17 protein-coding genes are annotated in these 19,601 nt (G+C 50.7%); 11 read left to right on the top strand and 6 right to left on the bottom strand.

The annotated features are described in order from the left end of the window. The 9 genes from garD (at position 1) to ACFQ45_RS06760 (ending at position 10,764) form a co-directional block, all read left to right on the top strand. Complete coding sequence (garD, locus tag ACFQ45_RS06720) at positions 1 to 1,572, top strand: galactarate dehydratase (RefSeq protein WP_377366228.1); 1,572 nt, start codon at positions 1 to 3, stop codon at positions 1,570 to 1,572. A 117-nt stretch (positions 1,573 to 1,689) separates the two neighbouring features. Continuing rightward, positions 1,690 to 2,601, top strand: coding sequence for a 5-dehydro-4-deoxyglucarate dehydratase (locus ACFQ45_RS06725; protein ID WP_377366229.1), 912 nt, complete (start codon positions 1,690 to 1,692; stop codon positions 2,599 to 2,601). Positions 2,602 to 2,653: 52 nt separating this feature from the next. Next, the gene (locus ACFQ45_RS06730) at positions 2,654 to 3,979 is read left to right on the top strand and encodes an enolase C-terminal domain-like protein (RefSeq protein WP_377366230.1); all 1,326 of its coding nucleotides are present in this window, start codon (positions 2,654 to 2,656) and stop codon (positions 3,977 to 3,979) included. A gap of 45 nt (positions 3,980 to 4,024) precedes the next feature. Next, positions 4,025 to 4,783 carry a FadR/GntR family transcriptional regulator gene (locus tag ACFQ45_RS06735; RefSeq protein ID WP_377366231.1) on the top strand — a complete coding sequence of 253 codons (759 nt, stop codon included), beginning with the start codon at positions 4,025 to 4,027 and terminating at the stop codon, positions 4,781 to 4,783. A gap of 62 nt (positions 4,784 to 4,845) precedes the next feature. Beyond that, complete coding sequence (locus ACFQ45_RS06740; protein ID WP_377366232.1) at positions 4,846 to 6,426, top strand: aldehyde dehydrogenase (NADP(+)); 1,581 nt, start codon at positions 4,846 to 4,848, stop codon at positions 6,424 to 6,426. A gap of 97 nt (positions 6,427 to 6,523) precedes the next feature. Then, a complete protein-coding gene (locus ACFQ45_RS06745) occupies positions 6,524 to 7,462 on the top strand; it encodes an AEC family transporter (protein ID WP_377366233.1) in 939 nt (312 codons plus the stop codon). Positions 7,463 to 7,549: 87 nt separating this feature from the next. After that, positions 7,550 to 8,500, top strand: coding sequence for a 2-hydroxyacid dehydrogenase (locus ACFQ45_RS06750; RefSeq protein ID WP_377366234.1), 951 nt, complete (start codon positions 7,550 to 7,552; stop codon positions 8,498 to 8,500). Between the two features lie 179 nt (positions 8,501 to 8,679). After that, positions 8,680 to 9,828 (top strand): L-talarate/galactarate dehydratase, encoded by a 1,149-nt coding sequence (locus tag ACFQ45_RS06755; protein ID WP_377366235.1) that lies wholly within the window; start codon positions 8,680 to 8,682, stop codon positions 9,826 to 9,828. Positions 9,829 to 9,873: 45 nt separating this feature from the next. Beyond that, positions 9,874 to 10,764, top strand: coding sequence for a LysR family transcriptional regulator (locus tag ACFQ45_RS06760; RefSeq protein ID WP_377366236.1), 891 nt, complete (start codon positions 9,874 to 9,876; stop codon positions 10,762 to 10,764). Between the two features lie 95 nt (positions 10,765 to 10,859). Here ACFQ45_RS06760 and ACFQ45_RS06765 read toward each other — a convergent pair whose 3' ends face one another. From ACFQ45_RS06765 to ACFQ45_RS06780, 4 genes are all read right to left on the bottom strand, one after another. Continuing rightward, on the bottom strand, positions 10,860 to 12,131 hold the full coding sequence (locus tag ACFQ45_RS06765) for a glucarate dehydratase family protein (protein ID WP_377366237.1): 1,272 nt from the start codon (positions 12,129 to 12,131) through the stop codon (positions 10,860 to 10,862). 89 nt (positions 12,132 to 12,220) lie between these two features. Further along, entirely contained in the window at positions 12,221 to 12,343 is a 123-nt protein-coding gene (locus tag ACFQ45_RS06770) for a dihydroxy-acid dehydratase (protein WP_228190183.1), read from the bottom strand. A gap of 15 nt (positions 12,344 to 12,358) precedes the next feature. Next, positions 12,359 to 14,437, bottom strand: coding sequence for a TRAP transporter large permease subunit (locus ACFQ45_RS06775; RefSeq protein ID WP_377366238.1), 2,079 nt, complete (start codon positions 14,435 to 14,437; stop codon positions 12,359 to 12,361). Between the two features lie 108 nt (positions 14,438 to 14,545). After that, positions 14,546 to 15,580 (bottom strand): TRAP transporter substrate-binding protein, encoded by a 1,035-nt coding sequence (locus ACFQ45_RS06780; protein ID WP_377366239.1) that lies wholly within the window; start codon positions 15,578 to 15,580, stop codon positions 14,546 to 14,548. Between the two features lie 182 nt (positions 15,581 to 15,762). On the opposite strand from ACFQ45_RS06780, the gene ACFQ45_RS06785 reads away from it, so the two are divergent. Together ACFQ45_RS06785 and ACFQ45_RS06790 are read left to right on the top strand one after the other, a co-directional pair. Continuing rightward, on the top strand, positions 15,763 to 16,491 hold the full coding sequence (locus tag ACFQ45_RS06785) for a GntR family transcriptional regulator (RefSeq protein ID WP_377366240.1): 729 nt from the start codon (positions 15,763 to 15,765) through the stop codon (positions 16,489 to 16,491). A 111-nt stretch (positions 16,492 to 16,602) separates the two neighbouring features. Beyond that, entirely contained in the window at positions 16,603 to 17,217 is a 615-nt protein-coding gene (locus ACFQ45_RS06790; protein WP_377366241.1) for a hypothetical protein, read from the top strand. On the opposite strand, the gene ACFQ45_RS06795 is transcribed toward ACFQ45_RS06790, so the two are convergent. Continuing rightward, positions 17,214 to 18,032 (bottom strand): sugar phosphate isomerase/epimerase family protein, encoded by an 819-nt coding sequence (locus ACFQ45_RS06795; RefSeq protein ID WP_377366242.1) that lies wholly within the window; start codon positions 18,030 to 18,032, stop codon positions 17,214 to 17,216. The two genes, ACFQ45_RS06790 and ACFQ45_RS06795, sit on opposite strands and share 4 nt — an antisense overlap. Before the next feature lie 115 nt (positions 18,033 to 18,147). After that, positions 18,148 to 19,566, bottom strand: coding sequence for an aminotransferase-like domain-containing protein (locus ACFQ45_RS06800; RefSeq protein ID WP_377366243.1), 1,419 nt, complete (start codon positions 19,564 to 19,566; stop codon positions 18,148 to 18,150). Positions 19,567 to 19,601: the final 35 nt, after the last annotated feature.

A 19,601-nucleotide genomic window follows, 5' to 3' on the forward strand; every position in this document is an offset into this window, starting at 1 on the left:
ATGAGCGATTCCTACGTACTAATTAAAATTCATGAGAGCGACAACGTTGCGATTATTCTCAACCAAGGTGGCGCGCCAAAAGGGGCAGAATTGCCCGGCGGCATCACTTTGATTGAAGACGTCCCACAAGGTCACAAGGTGGCCTTGGTGGACATCGAAACCGGTGGCCAAGTGCGCCGTTATAACGAGGTAGTGGGCTACGCGAAGCACGACATCAAGCAAGGTTCTTGGGTGTCTGAAAAAGTCGTGGATATGCCAACGCCACCTAAGTTAGATGAGTTGCAACTGGCCACTCGCGAAAAACCAGCATTTGAGCCATTAGAAGGTTACACCTTTGATGGTTATCGTAATCCAGACGGCTCCGCAGGCACGAAAAACCTTCTAGGTATTAGCACCAGTGTGCAATGTGTGGCGGGGATCACGGATTATGTGGTGAAACTGATCAAGAAGACCTTGCTGCCGAAATACCCGAATGTGGATGGCGTTGTGGCGCTGAACCACACTTACGGTTGTGGTGTGGCCATTACGGCACCAGCGGCCATTGTGCCCATTCGTACCCTACAAAACATTGCTAAGAACCCAAACTTCGGCGGTGAGATCATGGTTATCGGTCTGGGCTGTGAGAAGTTATCACCGTCTCGCTTATTAGAGATTGATGATGAGCAAGCGGTAAACATTCTGCCGAACTCGGAAGCGGCCAAGACCCTAGAAGACCATGTGGTCAGTCTGCAAGACGAGAATCACCATGGTTTCCAAGATATGGTGGATCACATCATGGAGATGGCGGAAGCGCACCTTGAGCGTTTGAATAAACGTCGTCGTGAGCCTTGTCCTATCTCTGAGCTTGTAGTGGGCATGCAGTGTGGTGGCAGTGATGCGTTCTCTGGTGTGACCGCTAACCCAGCAGTGGGTTATGCGTCTGACTTGATTGTGCGTGCAGGGGGTTCCGTGATGTTTTCGGAAGTGTCCGAAGTGCGCGACGGCATTCATCTGTTAACGCCCCGTGCGGACACGGTTGAAGTGGGTCAGGCCTTACTCCGTGAAATGCAGTGGTTTGATGATTACCTGAGCCAAGGTAAAGCAGACCGCAGTGCCAACACGACTCCGGGTAACAAAAAAGGCGGCTTAAACAACATCGTTGAGAAGTCCCTTGGCTCCATTACCAAGTCCGGTAACAGTCCTATTGTTGATGTGTTGAGTCCTGGAGAGCGCATTCGTAAGCGTGGTTTGAATTTCGCTGCGACCCCAGCCAGTGACTTTATCTGTGGCACCTTGCAGTTCGCTTCGGGGATGAACATTCAGGTGTTCACCACGGGTCGAGGTACGCCATACGGTTTAGAAGTCGCTCCAGTGATTAAGGTGTCTACAAACTCTACCTTAGGTAAGCGCTGGCACGACATGATCGACATGGATGCTGGCCGTATTGCTTCCAAAGAGATCACTTTAGAAGAAGCGGGTTGGGAGCTTTTCCACCTGATTCTGGATGTGGCGTCTGGCCGCAAACAAGTGGCGGCAGACAAGCTCGGCCTACACAACGACTTGGTGTTATTTAACCCTGCACCAGTGACCTGATTTTTAATCGTAAATGGCATTGCTATTTAATTGTATAGTTGTATGATGTATTACAAGTAAACATCATACCAACAAGCCGTTAGGCTCAAACAAATAACAACAAGAGAGGAAAACAGCATGGCTTTTTCTGTAGAACAAATTCGCGAAGCATTGAGTGATGGTCTTTTATCTTTCCCAGTAACTGACTTTGATGCGAACGGTAAATTTAACGCTGAAACTTACAAAGAGCGTTTGGAAGCTTTCATCGCTCACGGTGTGTCTTCGATCTTCATCGCAGGCGGTACAGGTGAGTTCTTCTCTCTAGACGAAGAAGACTTCCGTGAAATCGTAGAAGTGTCTGTTGCTACGGTAAAAGGTCGTGTGCCTGTGATCGCTGCAGCGGGTCGTAGCATCAAAGATGCGTCTAAGTTCTCTAACATTGCTGCGGATGCTGGCTGTGACGGTATCTTGTTGATGCCTCCTTTCCTAACAGAATGCCCAGAAGATGGCGTGGTTGAATACGCGTCTGCAGTCATGGCAAGTGCTGACATCCAGTTCGTTTACTACAACCGTGGTAACGGCATCCTAAGCGCTGAGTCCGTAAAAGAATTGGCAGCGCGTAACCCGAACATGGTGGCGTTAAAAGACGGCGTGGGTAACATCGCTGCATTGAACGACACAATCAAAACAGTGGGTGATCGTTTGGTTTACATCGGTGGTGTACCAACAGCGGAGATCTTCGCTGAAGCCTACCTATCAATCGGTGTTAACACTTATTCTTCTGCGGCGTACAACTTCATGCCTGAAATGGCGATGAACTTCTACAAAGCATTGCGTGCCGGTGACAAAGCGACTGTGACCAGCATCATTCAAAACTTCTTCATTCCGTTCTGCCGTCTACGTGACACGAAAAAAGGTTACGCAGTGAGCTTGATCAAAGCGGGTGTTGCATTGCAAGGTATGCCTGCTGGTGACGTACGTCCGCCACTAACTATGCCTAACGATGCTGATCTAGCGGCACTAAAAGCGATCATCGAACAGAACAAATAAGTCGATAACGGGAGAGTTTGCTCTCCCGTTTGCTCATTGAGTGGAGAGAATTATGTTTACCACCATTAAAAAAATGGAAGTCGTACCGGTTGCAGGCTACGACAGCTTCCTACTTAACCTAAGTGGCGGCCATGCCCCTTGGTTCATCCGTACCGTTGTCGTGCTAGAAGACAACGATGGCAACATCGGCCTTGGGGAAATCCCAGCCACAGACAGCATCATTTCAACCCTAGAGCGTTGCAAAGAATTGATCGTGGGCCAGAGTGTTGGCAAGTGGAAGTCCATCATTTCCTCTGTGCGCGAAGCCACTTCTGGTCAAGCAGACGACGTACGCGGCAACCAAACCTTTGACCTACGTACTGCGGTACACGTGATCACAGGTATTGAGTCCGCCTTGTTGGATCTTGCGGGCAAAAACATGGGCTTGCCAGTGGTTGAGCTACTGGGCCAATACGGTCGTCAGCGTGATGAAGTGGAAGCTTTGGGTTACTTGTTCTTCCTTGGTGATCGCAAGAAAACCGATCTACCGTACCCAAGCTACGACAATCCAATTGATGCATGGGACAAAGTTCGTGGTGAAGAAGCTCTAACGCCAGATGCCATTGCTAACCTAGCAAAAGGTGCCTACGAGCGTTACGGCTTTAAAGACTTCAAACTAAAAGGCGGTGTTTTGGACGGCCATCAAGAAGCGGACTGTATCCGTGCCTTGTATGAAGCTTTCCCAGACGCGCGTCTAACCTTAGATCCAAACGGTGCTTGGACCCTTGATCAAGCGGTTGAGTACCTAACACCGATTAAAGACATCTTAAGCTACGCAGAAGACCCATGTGGTCAAGAAGGGGCTTGGTCTGGTCGTGAAACCATGTCTGAATTCAAACGCCGTACGGGTTTGAAAACAGCTACTAACATGATCGCCACTGACTGGCAGCAATTCCGCAACGCTGTGCGTCTGGACTCTGTGGACATCCCTCTAGCGGATTGTCACTTCTGGACGATGCAAGGCGCAGTAGCAGTGGGTGAGTTGTGTAACGAGTGGGGCATGACTTGGGGTTCTCACAGTAATAACCACTTCGACATCTCACTTGCGATGATGACTCATGTTGCCGCAGCGTGTCCGGGCGAAATCACTGCCATCGACACACACTGGATTTGGCAAGATGGTCAACGCATTACCAAAGACCCATTCAAGATCAAAGGCGGCAAGATCGCCGTGCCAACCACTCCAGGTCTAGGCATTGAATTGGATCGTGAGAAATTGATGGAAGCACATGAGCTGTACAAGTCGCTAACACTGGGTCAACGTGACGACTCCATGGCGATGCAGTTCTTAATTCCTGGTTGGACCTTCAATCCGAAGAAACCAACGCTTGTTAGATAATGCGCTCTAGGATAATGTTCTATAAAAAATAATGGCATGAGACGCATGGGCAGTAACGAAACATTGAGTAGCACACTTCAAATCCAACGAGTTGGCAAAGGCGATAGCCTCGCCACCACCGTTGCAAAGCAACTGGAAACAGAGATTACCTCTGGACGCATTAAGGTCGGCGACAAGCTGCCCACCGAAGGCGCCCTGTGTGATCTGTTTGGAGTGAGCCGAACTGTTATTCGTGAAGCTATTACCCAACTCAAGTCATTAGGATTGGTGGAAACTCGACGGGGCGTGGGCACGACCGTGCTACGCTCCATGTCGAGTGAAAACGTGTTTGCATACAACGTCGATCCGACGGCGATCAAAGACATCTTGCACATCCTTGAGATTCGCATGAGTGTTGAAAGTGCCGCCTGTGCACTGGCCGCTGAGCGTCGTACCGATGCAGACTTGGCACGAATGGAACAGCACTTTACAGAGTTTGACGCGGCGCTTTTGCGCGGTGAGCTGGCTCGTAAAGAAGACTATGAATTCCACTTAGCCATTTGCCAAGCGACCCACAATCCATTTTTTAAGCAGTTCTACGAACAGTTTAATAAGAACGTTATCCCACGAGCTAACTTGGTTAATTCAGACGTTGACCATGTAGCCAGTGAAGAATATTTGGAACGAGTGCGAGCAGAGCACAAGGCCATCTTAACCAGCATCCAAGCAAAAGATTCGGATGCGGCCCGAGATGCCATGTACCAGCATTTGAACCGAGCATTCCAACGTTACCAACGCTACAGTGTCTCCAACACGTTTGATTAACCTCTCGATGAACTATTAAGTCTGGCTCAGGCTGGCTTAATCCGCTCAAAAAGGGGATACAAATGGAAGCTCAACTTAAAGGCACACTTCTGATTGCAGGTCAGGAGGTTCAAGGCTCATTGAAAGCCATTGAAGCGATCAACCCTGCAACCAACGAAATCATGGCACCTGCTTACCTAGGTGGTACCAAAGAGCAGGTTAACCAAGCCGCTGACGCCGCATGGCAAGCATTCGATACGTACCGTGCTACCACACCTGAAGCACGTGCAACTTTCCTAGAAACCATTGCTGACGAGATCCTAGCCCTAGGCGACACCCTAGTTCAGCGCGCCATGGCAGAGTCTGGTTTGCCACAAGCGCGTATTGAAGGTGAGCGTGGCCGTACTATGGGTCAATTGCGCATGTTCGCAGGCGTGGTTCGTGCAGGTAAATACCTAGACGTGCGCATCGATCCTGCGATGCCTGAGCGTACTCCACTGCCACGTAATGACCTACGTCTTCAGTACATCCCATTGGGTCCTGTTGCAGTATTTGGTGCGTCTAACTTTCCATTGGCGTTCTCTGTTGCCGGTGGTGATACCGCTTCTGCACTAGCAGCAGGTTGTCCTGTTATTGTTAAAGCACACTCTGCCCATCCTGGCACAGCTGAACTTGTTGGTCGTGCGATCACGGCTGCAGCCGCTAAGACAGGCATGCCAGCAGGTGTTTTCTCTTTGATGTACGGCTCTGGTCGTGAAGTGGGCGCTGCCTTGGTTGAGCACCCATCCATCAAAGCAGTGGGCTTTACCGGTTCTCGTTCTGGTGGTGTGGCGCTGATGAACATCGCTGCAGCCCGTAAAGAGCCGATCCCTGTGTACGCAGAGATGAGCTCGATCAACCCTGTATTCTTGATGCCAAACAAGCTAGCGACACAAGCGGAAGCGGTCGGTAAAGGCTTTGTGGGCTCCCTAATGATGGGCGCTGGTCAGTTCTGTACTAACCCTGGTCTTGTTGTGACTTGCGATGGTGAAGCGACTGATACTTTCATCAATACGGTAGCATCTGAAATCCAAGCCCAAGGCACACAAACCATGCTGACACCGGGCATCTACCAAGCCTACTGTGAAGGTGTGGCTAAGCTAGCGGACAACAAAGGTGTTGAGCTAGTGGGTAAAGGCAACTCAAGCGATGCGCCAAACCAGTGTCAGGCACATGTATTCAAAACCACGGCTGCGGCGTTCCTAGCGGACCCATCCATGGAAGACGAAGTGTTCGGTTCTACCTCTTTGGTAATCCAATGTGCCAATCTGGACGAGTACAAAGCGGTGGCAGAACACTTGGAAGGCCAGCTAACGGCCACTATCCAAATGACAGACGAAGACACAGAAGCAGTTCGTGCCCTACTACCTACTCTAGAGCGCAAAGCAGGTCGTATCCTGTGTAACGCTTACCCAACGGGTGTGGAAGTGTGTCATGCCATGGTTCACGGTGGTCCGTTCCCGGCAACGTCTGACTCCCGTACGACCTCTGTGGGCAGCGCGGCGATTGATCGCTTCGTACGTCCAGTGTGTTACCAAGATCTACCTGTAGCGCTTCAGCCTGCGGCGATCCAAGACGCCAACCCTCTGAATGTGCCTCAGTTGCTAGATGGAAAAGTAAAGTAAGCATTTGCTAACTTAGACTCCAAACTCGCTATTTTATGGGGCACGTTATGTGCCCCTTTTTTGTTGGAGCGAACTAAAACCTATTCAGGAGTGGAATATGGATGCGTCGGCGTTTACTGCAATATTGGATGTTTCTGCACCGGTGCTATTGTTGATCGCGGTCGGCACGTTTTTACGTAAACGACGCATCATCGACGACAGTTTTATCTCGTCGGGTTCCCGCTTTGTGTTCATGGTGGGCATGCCGACCCTTCTCTTCTTCAGCATGCTGGGCGCCTCTCCTGGGGACGTCATGTCATGGCAGCTACCTGTGTATTTCTTTGTCGGCATCATGGTGACCTTTGGCTTCGCCTGGTGGGCATCGGGCCGTATTCACCTACCTGAAAACGAGCGCGGTCATTTCATTCAGATGGCATTCCGTGGCAACACAGGGGTGTTTAGTTTGGCCCTCGTGGTCAACATGTTTGGTGACGAAGGGGTGGTCATTGGTGGTGTGCTTGCCAGTATTACCTCGGTGACCTTTAACGTTCTCGCAGAGACGGCCTTCGCTCGGTTTCAAGACGATCGCAAGCTAGACATCAAAGTCCTGCTTAAAACCATCGCCACCAACCCCATGATTGTAGGGGTAGCGGCGGGTATCTTGGTGAACTTAATTGGTTTGCCCGTGCCGTCTCAGGTGGTGTCTGCGGGGAAATACCTCGGGGGCGTGACCTTGCCTTTGGCGCTCTTATGCATCGGGGGCTCTTTGGCGACCAGCCGTTTTTCCATGTCGAAACAAACCACCTTTGCCATGGGCATTAAGGTGTTTATCAGCCCGATTGTGCTGACCATAGGCGCATCATTGTTGGGCTTTAGCCAGCATGAACAGCTCTATTTATTCCTGTTTTTTGGTGCCCCCATCGCGGCTTCAGCCTATGTAGTATCGGTGGCCCATGGTAGCAACGGCAAAGAAACGGCTAACGCCATCGCCACTTCGACCTTAATCGGTTCTGCGGTGTTGGTGCTCATTGGCCCCCCTTTGTTATCGATCCTATGAATTGCGAATCAGTAAGCCCAATACGAGAAAAAACATGGATTAGGCATATTTTGGCAGCAGACAGGCTGCCTACGGGAGAATCTTAAGATGAGTAAAATCGACGTATTAGTGGTTTGGCCAAATCGACCAGAACAAATGAAAATACTGGAAGAAACCTACCAACTTCACCGTTATGACCAAGCAGATGAACAGGGTAAAGAGGCGATGCTGGACGAGGTGGGCGAGCGTATTCGTGCTGTGGTGACGACTCACGGCGGCGGTGGCTTCCCAGAGTCCCTGTTGGCCCGTTTGCCTAACTTAGAGATTGTTTGCTGTTCTAGCGTGGGATTGGACACTCTCTGTGTGGACAAATGCCATGAGCGTGGCATTCCCGTGACCAATACCCCTGATGTCCTCACCGATGACGTGGCGGACATGGCCATGATGCTGACTCTAACAACCCTGCGTCGATTCTTACCGGCGGTGAACTGGATTCAAGACGGTAGCTGGGTAGAAAAAGGCATGATGCCTTTAAATACCGCCATTAAGGGCAAAAAGCTCGGTATCGTAGGCCTAGGTCGCATTGGTAAAGCCATTGCCAAACGGGCCGAAGCATTTGGCATGATCGTGAGCTACTACAGCCGTTCTCCTAAGCCTGAAGTGGATTATGCCAATTACGATGATTTAGTTGCCTTGGCAAAGGACGTGGACGTGCTGGCCCCTGTGGTGCCGGGTGGCGCAGACACACAGGGTATGATCAGTCGAGAAGTACTGACGGCCCTAGGGCCAAAAGGCTACTTCATTAACGTTTCCCGTGGCTCAGTGGTGGATGAACCCGCCATGGTGGAGTTGTTACAACAAGGCTCTATCGCTGGGGCAGGCTTAGATGTGTTTGTGGATGAGCCAAACGTGCCAGCGCCGTTGCTGACCATGGATAATGTGGTTTTGCAGCCCCACTGTGCCAGCGGTACCTATGAAACCCGTGGGGCCATGGCCCAGCTGGTAGTGGATAATCTGGCTGCCCATTTTGCTGGAAAGCCGCTGCTAACCGCCGTGTAACCCCTAGGTGTTTCTGCTCTCACAGAAAAGCCCTTTAGCTGACAGTTAAGGGGCTTTTTCATGTCTTGGGCTTATTTATTCATTTATTGTATCATTCTCTATTCTATCTATATTAGACCTAAATAAGTTGTCTGCTTACTATGTGCTCATATTGTGAACATAGGGTTAGGAGACACATTATGAATCAAGCCACACTGACACAGACTATCGAAGCGGATGCAATTTCGTACATCAAACTACGTTCCGTGAATGTCCCACTGAAACAAGCTGTAAGTGATGCCAAGGTACTAACAGGTAAGCAAAAACCACTGGGCGAAGTGGCCCTGTTAGTGGTGGAGATTGAAACTAAGCAAGGTGTCTACGGCATGGGCTTTAGCTACACCTTACGTACCGGTGGTCCAGCGCAATATGCGTTTGCCAAAGAAGTGGCACCTCTGCTGATTGGTGAAGACCCAAGTGATATCTCTCGCCTGTGGAGCAAGCTGACTTGGGCGGGGGCTTCCGTCGGTCGCGGTGGTTTGGTGGCTCAGTCTATTGCTGCCTTTGATACGGCTTTGTGGGACTTAAAAGCCCGCCGCGCTAACTTGCCTCTGTCTAAGTTGCTGGGTTCCCATCGCAACGAAGTGCGTTGTTACAACACGTCAGGCGGTTATTTGCAGGCGTCTGTGGGTGAGATCATTGATAAGGCTGAAGCTTCGTTAGCCCGTGGTATTGGCGGCATCAAGATGAAAGTGGGTCATCCAGATCATAAGGAAGACATCGCTCGAGTTGAGGCGATCCGTAAGCACTTTGGTGATAGCGTGCCCCTAATGGTAGACGTGAACCAGCAATGGGATCGAACGACTGCCATGCGCATGGGTAAAGCGTTAGATGACTTTGGTCTACAGTGGATCGAAGAGCCATTGGACGCCTACGATGTGGCGGGTCACAAGATGTTGTCCGATGCCTTGATTACGCCAGTGGGTACGGGGGAAATGCTGGTAAGCGCTGCGGAAGTGAACCGTTATGTGGAAAACGAAGCGGTTGATGTATTGATGCACGATGCTCCTCGTATTGGTGGTATTACGCCTTTCTTGAAGGTGGCAGCACAGGCGGAACAGCGTGGCATGATCATGGCACCGCACTTTGTGATGGAAATTCACCTACATTTAGCGGCGGCCTACGAGCACAGCACTTGGGTAGAACATTTTGAGTGGTTAGAACCTGCCTTTAATGAGCGCTTTGAAATCCGCGATGGCAAGATGATCGTGCCTCAGCGTCCGGGCTTAGGTTTGACCTTACATGAACAAACCGATCATTGGACCGTAGCAAGCTGCGAGTTCCGTTAATCGGTCAACCGTGGGACGAGTACATCGACTCACAGGAGTGAGTCGATGGAATTTTTCCAACTACGTTGCTTTGTCACCGTTGCCACTGAGCTAAACTTCAGTAAGGCAGCGGAGCGTCTCAATATGACGCAACCTCCCTTGAGTCGTCAGATCCAGCTATTGGAACATCAGCTTGGGGTGTCCTTACTGACCCGCACCACCCGCAGTGTGGTGCTGACCGCTGCCGGTCGTGCTTTTTTAACAGAAGCCAAAAGCCTGTTAGAGCGAGCCGATCGGGCGGCCATGTCCGCCAAGAAAATTGCCGCAGGTGACATAGGCACGGTGACCCTGAGTTTTGTTCCCAGTGCCGTCTACGAGTTTGTCCCTAAGGTGATTGCCAACGCCCATCAGCAGCGTCCAAACATCAAGATTTCCCTTGCGGAAATGAACAGCTTTGAACAGCAAGAAGCCGTGCGCTCACGGCAAGTGGATCTGGGCATTGTCCGGTCAGCTCCGCCGCAACCGGATCTGGCGAGTCAGTTCCTATTAAGTGAGCCATTTGTATTGGCTTTGCCCCGTCAGCACCCCTTGGTGAAACAGCCTAAAATAAGCTTGGCCGACCTCCATGAGCAGGCGTTTATTCTGTACTCTCATTCCGAATATCATCCCTTCCATGAGCTACTGTCGGGTATGTTTCGCGCCGCTCGAATCGCTCCCAATGTGGTGCAAAATCTGGGTTCTACACTGACTATTTTGTCCTTGGTAAATGCCAACGTGGGCATGGCCTTGATCCCCAAAAGTGCTGCTGTGATTCAATTTGATCAAGTGGTGTGTCGCCCGATTGAGTTGCCTGAGGGCATCAGCAGTGACTTGCATTTGATCTGGCGGGAAGACAATGACAACCCTGCTTTAATAAGCTTGCTAGAAGACATTCAAACTTCGGTACTCACGCCATAAAAAAGCCCGAACTCATCACTGAGTTCGGGCAAGCAGGACAATAACCTTGTCTTTGATTTGTCACAACAGGGCAGACAAGGGGCCCAGTTGTTAGGTTAGAAACGTGGTACAGTACCCTTCCAGTCAGGTTGGTACTTACGCATCTCAGAAACATCATCACGGGCACGAATACCGCAGTTTTTGTAGTTCTCCGCTAAGACGGCTAGGGCCTCATGGTCTAGCTCCACCCCAAGACCTGGGCGATCTGGTACGACCACTGCCCCGTCTTTGAATTGGATTTTGCCACCTTTGATGACTTCCTCTTCTTGCCATGGGTAATGGGTGTCACAGGCGTAGGTGAGGTTTTCAATGGCCGCTGCCGCATGGGTCATGGCCATTAAGCTGATGCCCAAGTGGGAGTTGGAGTGCATGGAGAGCCCCATGTCCCAAGTCTTACAAATTTTTGCCAGCTCTTGGGTGGCCTTTAAACCGCCCCAATAATGGTGGTCCGATAGGATCACCTGTACGGAATCCAGCTCAATGGCTTTGGGTAGATCAAAGAAACCAATGACGTACATATTGGTCGCCAGCGGAATGTCCGTCATGGCGCTCACTTGGCTCATGGCTTCTTTGCCGTGGGCTGGGTCTTCAAGGTATTGCAGCAAGCCATTCCCGAATTTATCTAATAAACGCTTGGTGGTTTCCACGGTCCAGCCGCCATTTGGGTCAATTCGTAGGGGCAGGTTAGGGAAGGCATCCCGCAGGGCTTCTAGGGCTTGGATTTCTTCCTCTGGCTCAAACACACCGGCTTTAAGCTTGATGGATTGGAAACCGTATTGATCGATCATGGCGCGTGCTTGATCAACGATTTGTGCTGGAGTCACAGCCTCGCCCCATTTGTCCACCCATGGATCATCGGTGAAACCGTGGCGCTCAAATTTGTAAAATAGGTAGGCGCTGTAGGCCACTTCATCCCGCACTTTACCACCTAACAGATCGCAGACAGGACGGCCGGTAATCTTACCCATTACGTCTAAACAGGCCACTTCAAAGGCAGAGAAAATACGTGGCACAGTGGTCGCACCTAGGGTACCCGGAGCAATGTCTAAGCCTGAGTCTGGGTCAGGTAAGGTGATGACTTCCTCGATTTTCTGGCGGATAGCGTTCATGTTAAACACGTCCATACCTTCTAAATGGGGAGCCACTTGACGCAATTGGCTGATGGTTTGCTCGTCACCGTAGCTCTCCCCCAGACCGTACTGGCCGTCTTCGGTTTTCAGCTCGATGATGGTACGTAACGCCCACGCCTCGTGGACCCCATACACATTCAACAGAGGTGGATCGCGAAAGGCGATAGGTGTGATGACGATGGATTGAATGCGAGACATAGTGTTTCTCCTGATAAAAGCTGTCCGTATCGGCCAGCAAACTGGCCGATAGGCACCTACAAAAATGGGTTTAAATCTGAATGCGTGTTTTAAGCGAAACCGGCCGCAAGGCTGAACATGCAAACGATCAATGCGGTTGCTATGACTCCCCCTGCGATCCAAGGGGCAAATCCATAGCGGTCGATTTCTTCGTGGTTATCGTGACCAATCATAAGAAGACTCCTGTGTTAACTGCCTAAGGCTTCGGGCAACCAAAGCGCGATCTGAGGGAAGCTCATAACCAAAATCAAACCAACGATCTGTAAGCCGATAAAAGGCAATACGGATAGGAAGATCTCTTGCAGCGAAATGTCTTTCGGTGCCACGGATTTAAGCCAGAAACAGGCCGGACCAAATGGCGGTGACAAGAAGTAGATTTGGATGTTGAGCACAAACAAGATACCGAACCAGATTTTTGCTTGGTCTTCGGTTAAACCAAGTTCTGGCGCTAGGGACATCACCACAGGGGCGAATACAGGCACCGTGATTAAAACAATGGCGATCCATTCCATGAAGGTACCCAGTACCACCAAGATCAACATCATCACCAAGATGACGCCAATGGCTGGAATGCCAAGGTTCATGAACAAGGAGCGCATAAAGTCCGCACCACCGATCAGGTTAAAGATCCCCACAAATGAGACCGAACCCAACACCAACCAGATGATGGTACCTACTGTCGCCATGGAACCCACGAGGGCAGCTTTTAGCATGGACCATTTGAACTCATGGCGTACCGCAGAGACCACCATCGCCCCTAACGCACCCACAGCAGCGGCTTCGGTCACGGAGGCGATACCGCCATAAATGGAACCCATGACACAGCCGATCAGCATGATGCTTAGGAACACAGCGCTCAAGCGGGCGCGGGACAGCTTTTTCTCAGTGCCGGTTTTCTCGGCAACTTCTTTGGCGGTCGGTGCCATAGACGGGTTAATGTGCACACGCACCAGTACGTATACCGCGTAGAATACCGCTAGCATCAAGCCAGGTACGGCCCCCGCCATAAACAAGTCACCAATGGCTACTTCTGCAGACAAGCCGTAAACGATCATAATGATGGACGGTGGAATCAAGGTCGCCAACGCGCCTGCCGCACAGATCAAGCCAATGGTCATCTTGCGGTCGTAACCAAGACGCAGCATCTGGGGCAGAGCCACCAAACCCAGCATTACGATTTCGCCCCCCATTACACCGGACATGGCTGCTAGAATCACTGCAACCACAACGGTTTGCACCGCCACGCCGCCGCGCAAATTACCCGCAAACACTGACATAGCGTCGAACAAGTCTTCCGCGATACCGGATTTTTCCAAAATAGACGCCATTAAGACGAAGAAAGGAATGGCGATCAGAGTGTAGTGATCCAGTAGGGCTGCGGTATTGGCAGACACCAAATACAAGCCGCGAGGACCAAAGAAGGCAATGGCCATGATCACTGACACGATCAAGGTAACGATGCCCAGAGGCATACCCGTCATCATGAGGGAGACCAGCATCATCACCATGATCAAAGAGATCACACCTAAGCTGTAGGAGCGCATGTTCAAGGCTTGGCTCGGATCCAAGCTAGAGCCAATCGCAGAGAAGTAACCGCTCACGGAAGCAAAAATAGACTCAGGGCCAGACACAAAAGCCAATAGGCCATTGATAAAGTAGAGCGCCATAAACAGGCCCACTAGCTTCACAAGGGTTTTTGCCCAGTTGCTTTGTACATGACGCACAAGGTTGACCGTTAACTGAGACAAGTACAGCAGGCCGCCGATCAGCAAGAGTGACTTCATGATCATAGGCATGGGGGAGTTAAAAGCACTGCCGGTACGCTCGATGTGCTCCACGGCTAAATAGGCGCGAAGGGAGGCGTCGGCTAACAGTAAAAAGAGTGCTGTGATTCCTACGATCATGGCAAACAGATCTAATCGCCATTGGTTTTTAGGCGACGCGATATTGTGGATCACAGTGATGCCAATGTGACGTTTTTTCAGTGTGATGTAGCCAGCGGACAGCATCCACGTGGCAGCACATAACACCATAACGACTTCAAATGCCCATTGGGTTGGAGCATTAAACACGTAGCGTGCGACCACTTCCCAAAGGGTTGCGCCCGCAGCGACTAAGTACAAAAGAGACACACCAATGCCTGTGAAATGGCTCACATGGTCAATCGGGGTGTAATCGAACTGTTCCTGAGGTTGGCTGTGTTCGATAGGGTTATCATCCGCGATGTTCACCACATCATCGGCATGAAGGCTTTGGGAATTAGACATGGTTTCACCTTATTGCCTTGAGTCAGTCAACTTGACTCAACAATGGAATACGCAAGAGAACGGGTCAGGTTCTGCTGGCTGACCCGTTGGTCTTGTGACAGACGTGGGTTACAGAAGACCTTGTTGCTTCATGTATTTCACGTGGGCTTCGTAGACTTCTTTCGCTAAAGGCGATGCCGCGGCGAAAGCTTCCCAAGCTTCTTGAGCGATCTTACGGAACTCATCACGCTCAGCTTGCGGCCAGTCGATGATGGTGATGTCACCGGCTTTTTTGTCACGGGCTACCAGCTCTTTGTCTTTTTCATCTAGGTAGACGCGTAGATCCCCGTAGGCATCGCTGAACCACTGAGTAAGCGCCTGCTGGTCGTCTTTAGACAAAGACTTCCATTTGCTATCAGTGATGGTGAATTGCATAAATGGCATAGAGTGGATGCCAGGGTAGATAGGGTACTTAGCAACCTTGTGCATACCGCTGGCGTCATTATTGGCGTAGGCCGAAGAGTCAGCTGCGTCGATGACGTTTTTCTCTAGGGCGGTGTACACCTCAGAACCCGGCAAAGAAACCGGAGCGGCACCAGCACGACGGAAGACGTCAGCCGCAAGACCTTCAGGGGAACGGATCTTCAGACCTTTAAGGTCTTTCACCGCACGTACTGGGACTTTCGACACGAAGGCTTCACGTTTTTCTGAGCTACAACCGACCACATGAATACCTGGATCGTACTTGTTGTAAAGCTTCTGCAGCAGCTCTTTACCGCCGCCATTCATACAGAAATCGTGGATTTGTCCAGGATTGTCATAACCAGCAATCAAGTCACCCATCAAGGCGAAGGCCGGATCTTTACCTGCGAAGTAACTGGTTGCGGTGAGGTCACCATCCAAAATGCCCATGGAAACCGCTACCGGTGTTTCTTTGTGAGACACCACGGAACCAATGGGTAGCAGCTCGATTTCCACGTCGCCGCCAGTCATTTCTTTTAATTTCGGAACCCACACATTGTTCAGGCGCGTTAGGCTGATGTGTGAAGCGTTGAAGCTGGTTTGCACCTTAAGCGTTTCAGCACTCGCGGCTGCAGCAGACAGGGCGAGACCTGCGGACACAGTGGCAACGGTGAACGCTTTGCGTAGGGGAGTGAAGTGCATAGTGATGCTCCTAATTATTGTTAGATTTATTGTCGTGTAGAGCGATCCAGAACCGAATATAAACTGATATATTAGTTGCTGATTCGATAGATATACTAATATATTAGTTACGAAGTGCAAACTTTTTTTCTCTTTCACCTGTAAAGGGCGTTTGAGATAATGACCCCAAGACTGGATAAATTGTGAACGTAAACCTTATGACTCAAAGCAGTAACTACTTAATAAAGAGTTACCTAGAAAGCACCCATGAAAAGCCTAGAACCGCGGTAGATCGGGTCTATGAAGAGATTTTACGACGTATCGTGAACTTGGAATTACCCCCAGGCTCTCCCCTTGTGCGTGGTGAATTGTGTGCGGAATATCAAGTGAGCCAAACCCCCGTTCGGGAGGCATTACTTCGTCTGGAACAAGTGGGCTTGATCAATGTGCGTCCCCAATCGGGCACCGAAGTCGCCTACATTGACGTAGCGCAGTTGGAGCAAAATCACTTCCTGCGTGAAGCCTTAGAATGTGAAGTGATCCGTCGCCTCGCGGAACAAAAAGACCAGTCCCTAGTGGATCATTTGCGTTCCATTATCGATATGCAGGAGCAGGTGGCGTCCCAAGATGACGATGTGATGCTGTTTGCTAAACTAGACGAATTATTCCACCGCACCATGTACGAGGCCGTGGGGCAATTAGCCTTATTCAATCTGGTACGTTCCCGCTCTGGACACATGGACAGAGTGCGCCGTTTGCACCTGCCCAGCGAAGGTAAAATCCGCAGTGTGCTAGAAGGCCACCGCAACATCATTGCAGGCATAGAGCAGGGCAGCCCTGAGTTAGCCATTGGTTACATGCGTGAGCATTTGGCGGGCACCATTGAGCGAGTCAGAAGCCTCCAAGAAGAGTTCCCTGAATACTTTTGTTAGGGGATTACCCCTAAACGTCATCAAATCCCCCTGAAATGACGCTTTTGGTTTGGAACCACTGGCGTCCTAGGTTTAAGCTGTAATGATCATTAATCGTTTTGGGGATTGTGTATGGATGCCTCGATCAAGCTGGTGTTAAGCGGCATTGCCATAGTGCTGGCTTTAGCTGGCTTTGTTCCCTACATTTGGGCGGTGCTAAAGGGACATGTTCGCCCCCATGTGTTTTCCTGGTTGATCTGGGGAATCACCACGACCATCGTATTTTTCGCCCAGTTGGACGCGGAAGGTGGCATGGGCGCTTGGCCCATTGGTTTGTCAGGCTTTGTCACCATTTATGTGGCATTTCTCGCCTATGTGAAGCGTGGTGATGCGTCTATCAGTCGTTCTGATTGGTGGTTTTTAACAGCCGCTTTGGCCTCTTTGCCCCTCTGGTATGTGACCAGTGACCCTCTTTGGGCCGTGATCGTCTTAACCATTGTTGATCTTTTGGGCTTTGGGCCGACCTTACGGAAAGCCTATCACCGTCCGTTTGAAGAAAGCCGTCTGTTTTTCCTCATGGTGATATTGCGCAACGTGTGTGCCATCGGGGCGTTAGAAGCTTACTCTATGACCACTGTGATGTTTCCGTTGTTAATGGCCCTAGGTTGCGTGGCGCTGTTATTGATTATGCAGTACCGCCGCCTGGTGGTAAGTCGACTCATGGCGGCGGCACAGGTCAAATCCTAGAATGCGCTAAAAGATGACCACGCCTGCTGGCTCTGTTTTACATGTTCTAGCAGGGTGTGCATTTCATGGTCGTTCCGTGGTGGAGTATTGGCTGGGTTATTGCTCAGGACAAACTCAAATACGATGGGCCCATCAAAACCACCCCGTTGCAAGGCTTCATAGTGTTCTAGAAAGTCGATGTTACCGTGACCTATCCCTTCCCTATTGGAATCAGACACATGGAAAATGGCGTTTTTAGCGGCATAGTGTTCGGCGGCCAAAAGCGGGTCTGACTCTCCGATATTCATATGGAAGCTGTCTAGCAAGATGCTCAAATCCTCGCACTGGCTGTCATTGACCAACGCCTGAAAGTCACTGGTTGTGTGAATCAAAGGGACTTCGTAAAGGTTGCAAGGCTCGTAAGACAGGTGTACCTGCCGGGTCTCGGCGTAAGCTTGGATGCGTTTTACGCTTTCCACCAGTTGTGCCCAAGCCGCTTCTTGGGTGTTGCATTGGCTGGTCCAAGCACTCAATCCCTGCAGGGTCGCACCACAGCCTAGTTGCTTAGCATAATCCACAACACGCTGATAAAACGCCACGGCACCTTCAAGACTGGCTTCGCCGTTTTCTTCACTCGGACGGCAGTCGAAGGGGTCAAAGATGAGCAGGTCTAAGTTGTATTTCTGTGCCATGCGTACCACGTCTTCCGCCTTGTGAGCAGACATGGATTCGCAATACTGAACGCTGTTTAAACCCGACTCAGCGATGGTCGACATCAAGGTTTCCAGATCATCAATACCTAACGTCCAAGTACAGATTCCGAATTGCTGACTCATCGTTTTACTCCTTGTTGCTGTGGGGGATCTCTTTAAGTTAGCGCGATTGGCGTTGTGCTTTGTTGAAGAAACAAGAAGTAATTATCCAAAACCTATGGGGTTAGCGGTCTGCTGGTCAAGCTAATTGGGCTTTGATCAAGGCGCATAAGCTCATCAGTTGTTGGTAGGCGCTGTCGCCCTGCTGAGATTGATGCAGTGGCCAACCGCAGTTAATGCGCAGGCAATCTTTGTAATCGGGGTAGGTGCTAAAGCAAGCGCCGGGACGAATGTCTAACCCCTGCTGTTGGGCAGTGGCGGCGAGCTGATTGGTGTCCAGTTGTGGCACCCGTAGCCAAAGCACCAAGCCTCCTTGAGGGGCGCTGATTTGGGTATTGCTAGGCAGCTCTTTCCCTAACAATTGTTGGTATTGATGGATTTGGGAGGGTAGCACGGAACACACCTTATTCATGTGTTGGCGATAATCACCGCAGGCGATGAACTCAGCAATACAACTTTGAGTGAGGTTATTGACGCCCATGGTGGTGCGGTTGTGTTGTTCCAAATACTGCTCTAGGTAGCGCCCAGGTAAGCACCAGCCCAGTCTTAACCCCGGTGCTAGGGTTTTAGAGATGGAACTGCACCAAATAATGTAGCCGTCTTTGTCCCAGTGCTTTGCTGGCAAGGGTTTGTCTTTCCCGTGGCTCAGCTCAAAGTAAACGTCGTCTTCAATAATAGGCATTTGATAGCGTGACCCTAACGCCGCTATGGCTTGCTTTTGGCTATTGGGCAAGGTGATGCCTAGGGGATTCACATGGGTGGTGCTAAGCAATGCTGCCGTGACTTTTTGTTCAGCAAAGCAAGACTCTAAGGCGGCCAAATCAATGCCTTCATGGGTGATGGGGACTTCGATGATTTGGCGCTTTAACGTGGTCAGTAAGTCCAATAAGCCACTGAAGCAAGGGGAGCATACGGCAATGGCGTCCCCAGTTTGAGTTAAGCATTCCAGTGCCACGCGAATGGCTTCAAGGCAGGAGTTGGAGATCACCAATTCGTTAGCACTGAAGGCAAAGTGTTGGGTGCGGAAGTGGTCAGACAGGGCCTGCCGAAGTGCCAGTTGTCCTTGGGTCTCAGGGTAGTGAAATAGGCTTTGGTTGAGTCGACGGGTGACGCGCTTAAGAGTGCGGGTAAGGTCCGTCTCGGGGAGCAGTTCAGGGGCTAGCAAAGACGTGCCCAACGGTGTGAAACCACTTAGAGCGGTGTTGTACCCCTGCTCAGGGGCGAACTCTTGGGGATTCCTTGGGGTGAGTTTGTTATGAACAATGCTAGGAAATTCGGCAAAATGAGTGCGATTTGCGACGAAATAGCCAGATTGAGGGCGAGCATAGATCCAGCCTCTGTCTTCTAAATAGGCATAGGCCTTGCCTGCTGTGGTCAAGCTGACATCCTCTTGCTGAGCCAATTGACGAAGCGCCGGTAGCCGTGCTCCGGTGGGCAGTCGCCCGTTACGTATATCATCGATAAAGGCGTGTGCGAGGGTTTCGTATAAGGTCATCATCAGGGCTCAGTTTATGGCTTAGCTAAATTGCCTAT

The organism is Rhodanobacter aciditrophus (genome assembly GCF_042679525.1).
Taxonomy (GTDB): Bacteria; Pseudomonadota; Gammaproteobacteria; order Pseudomonadales; family Marinomonadaceae; genus Marinomonas; species Marinomonas aciditrophus.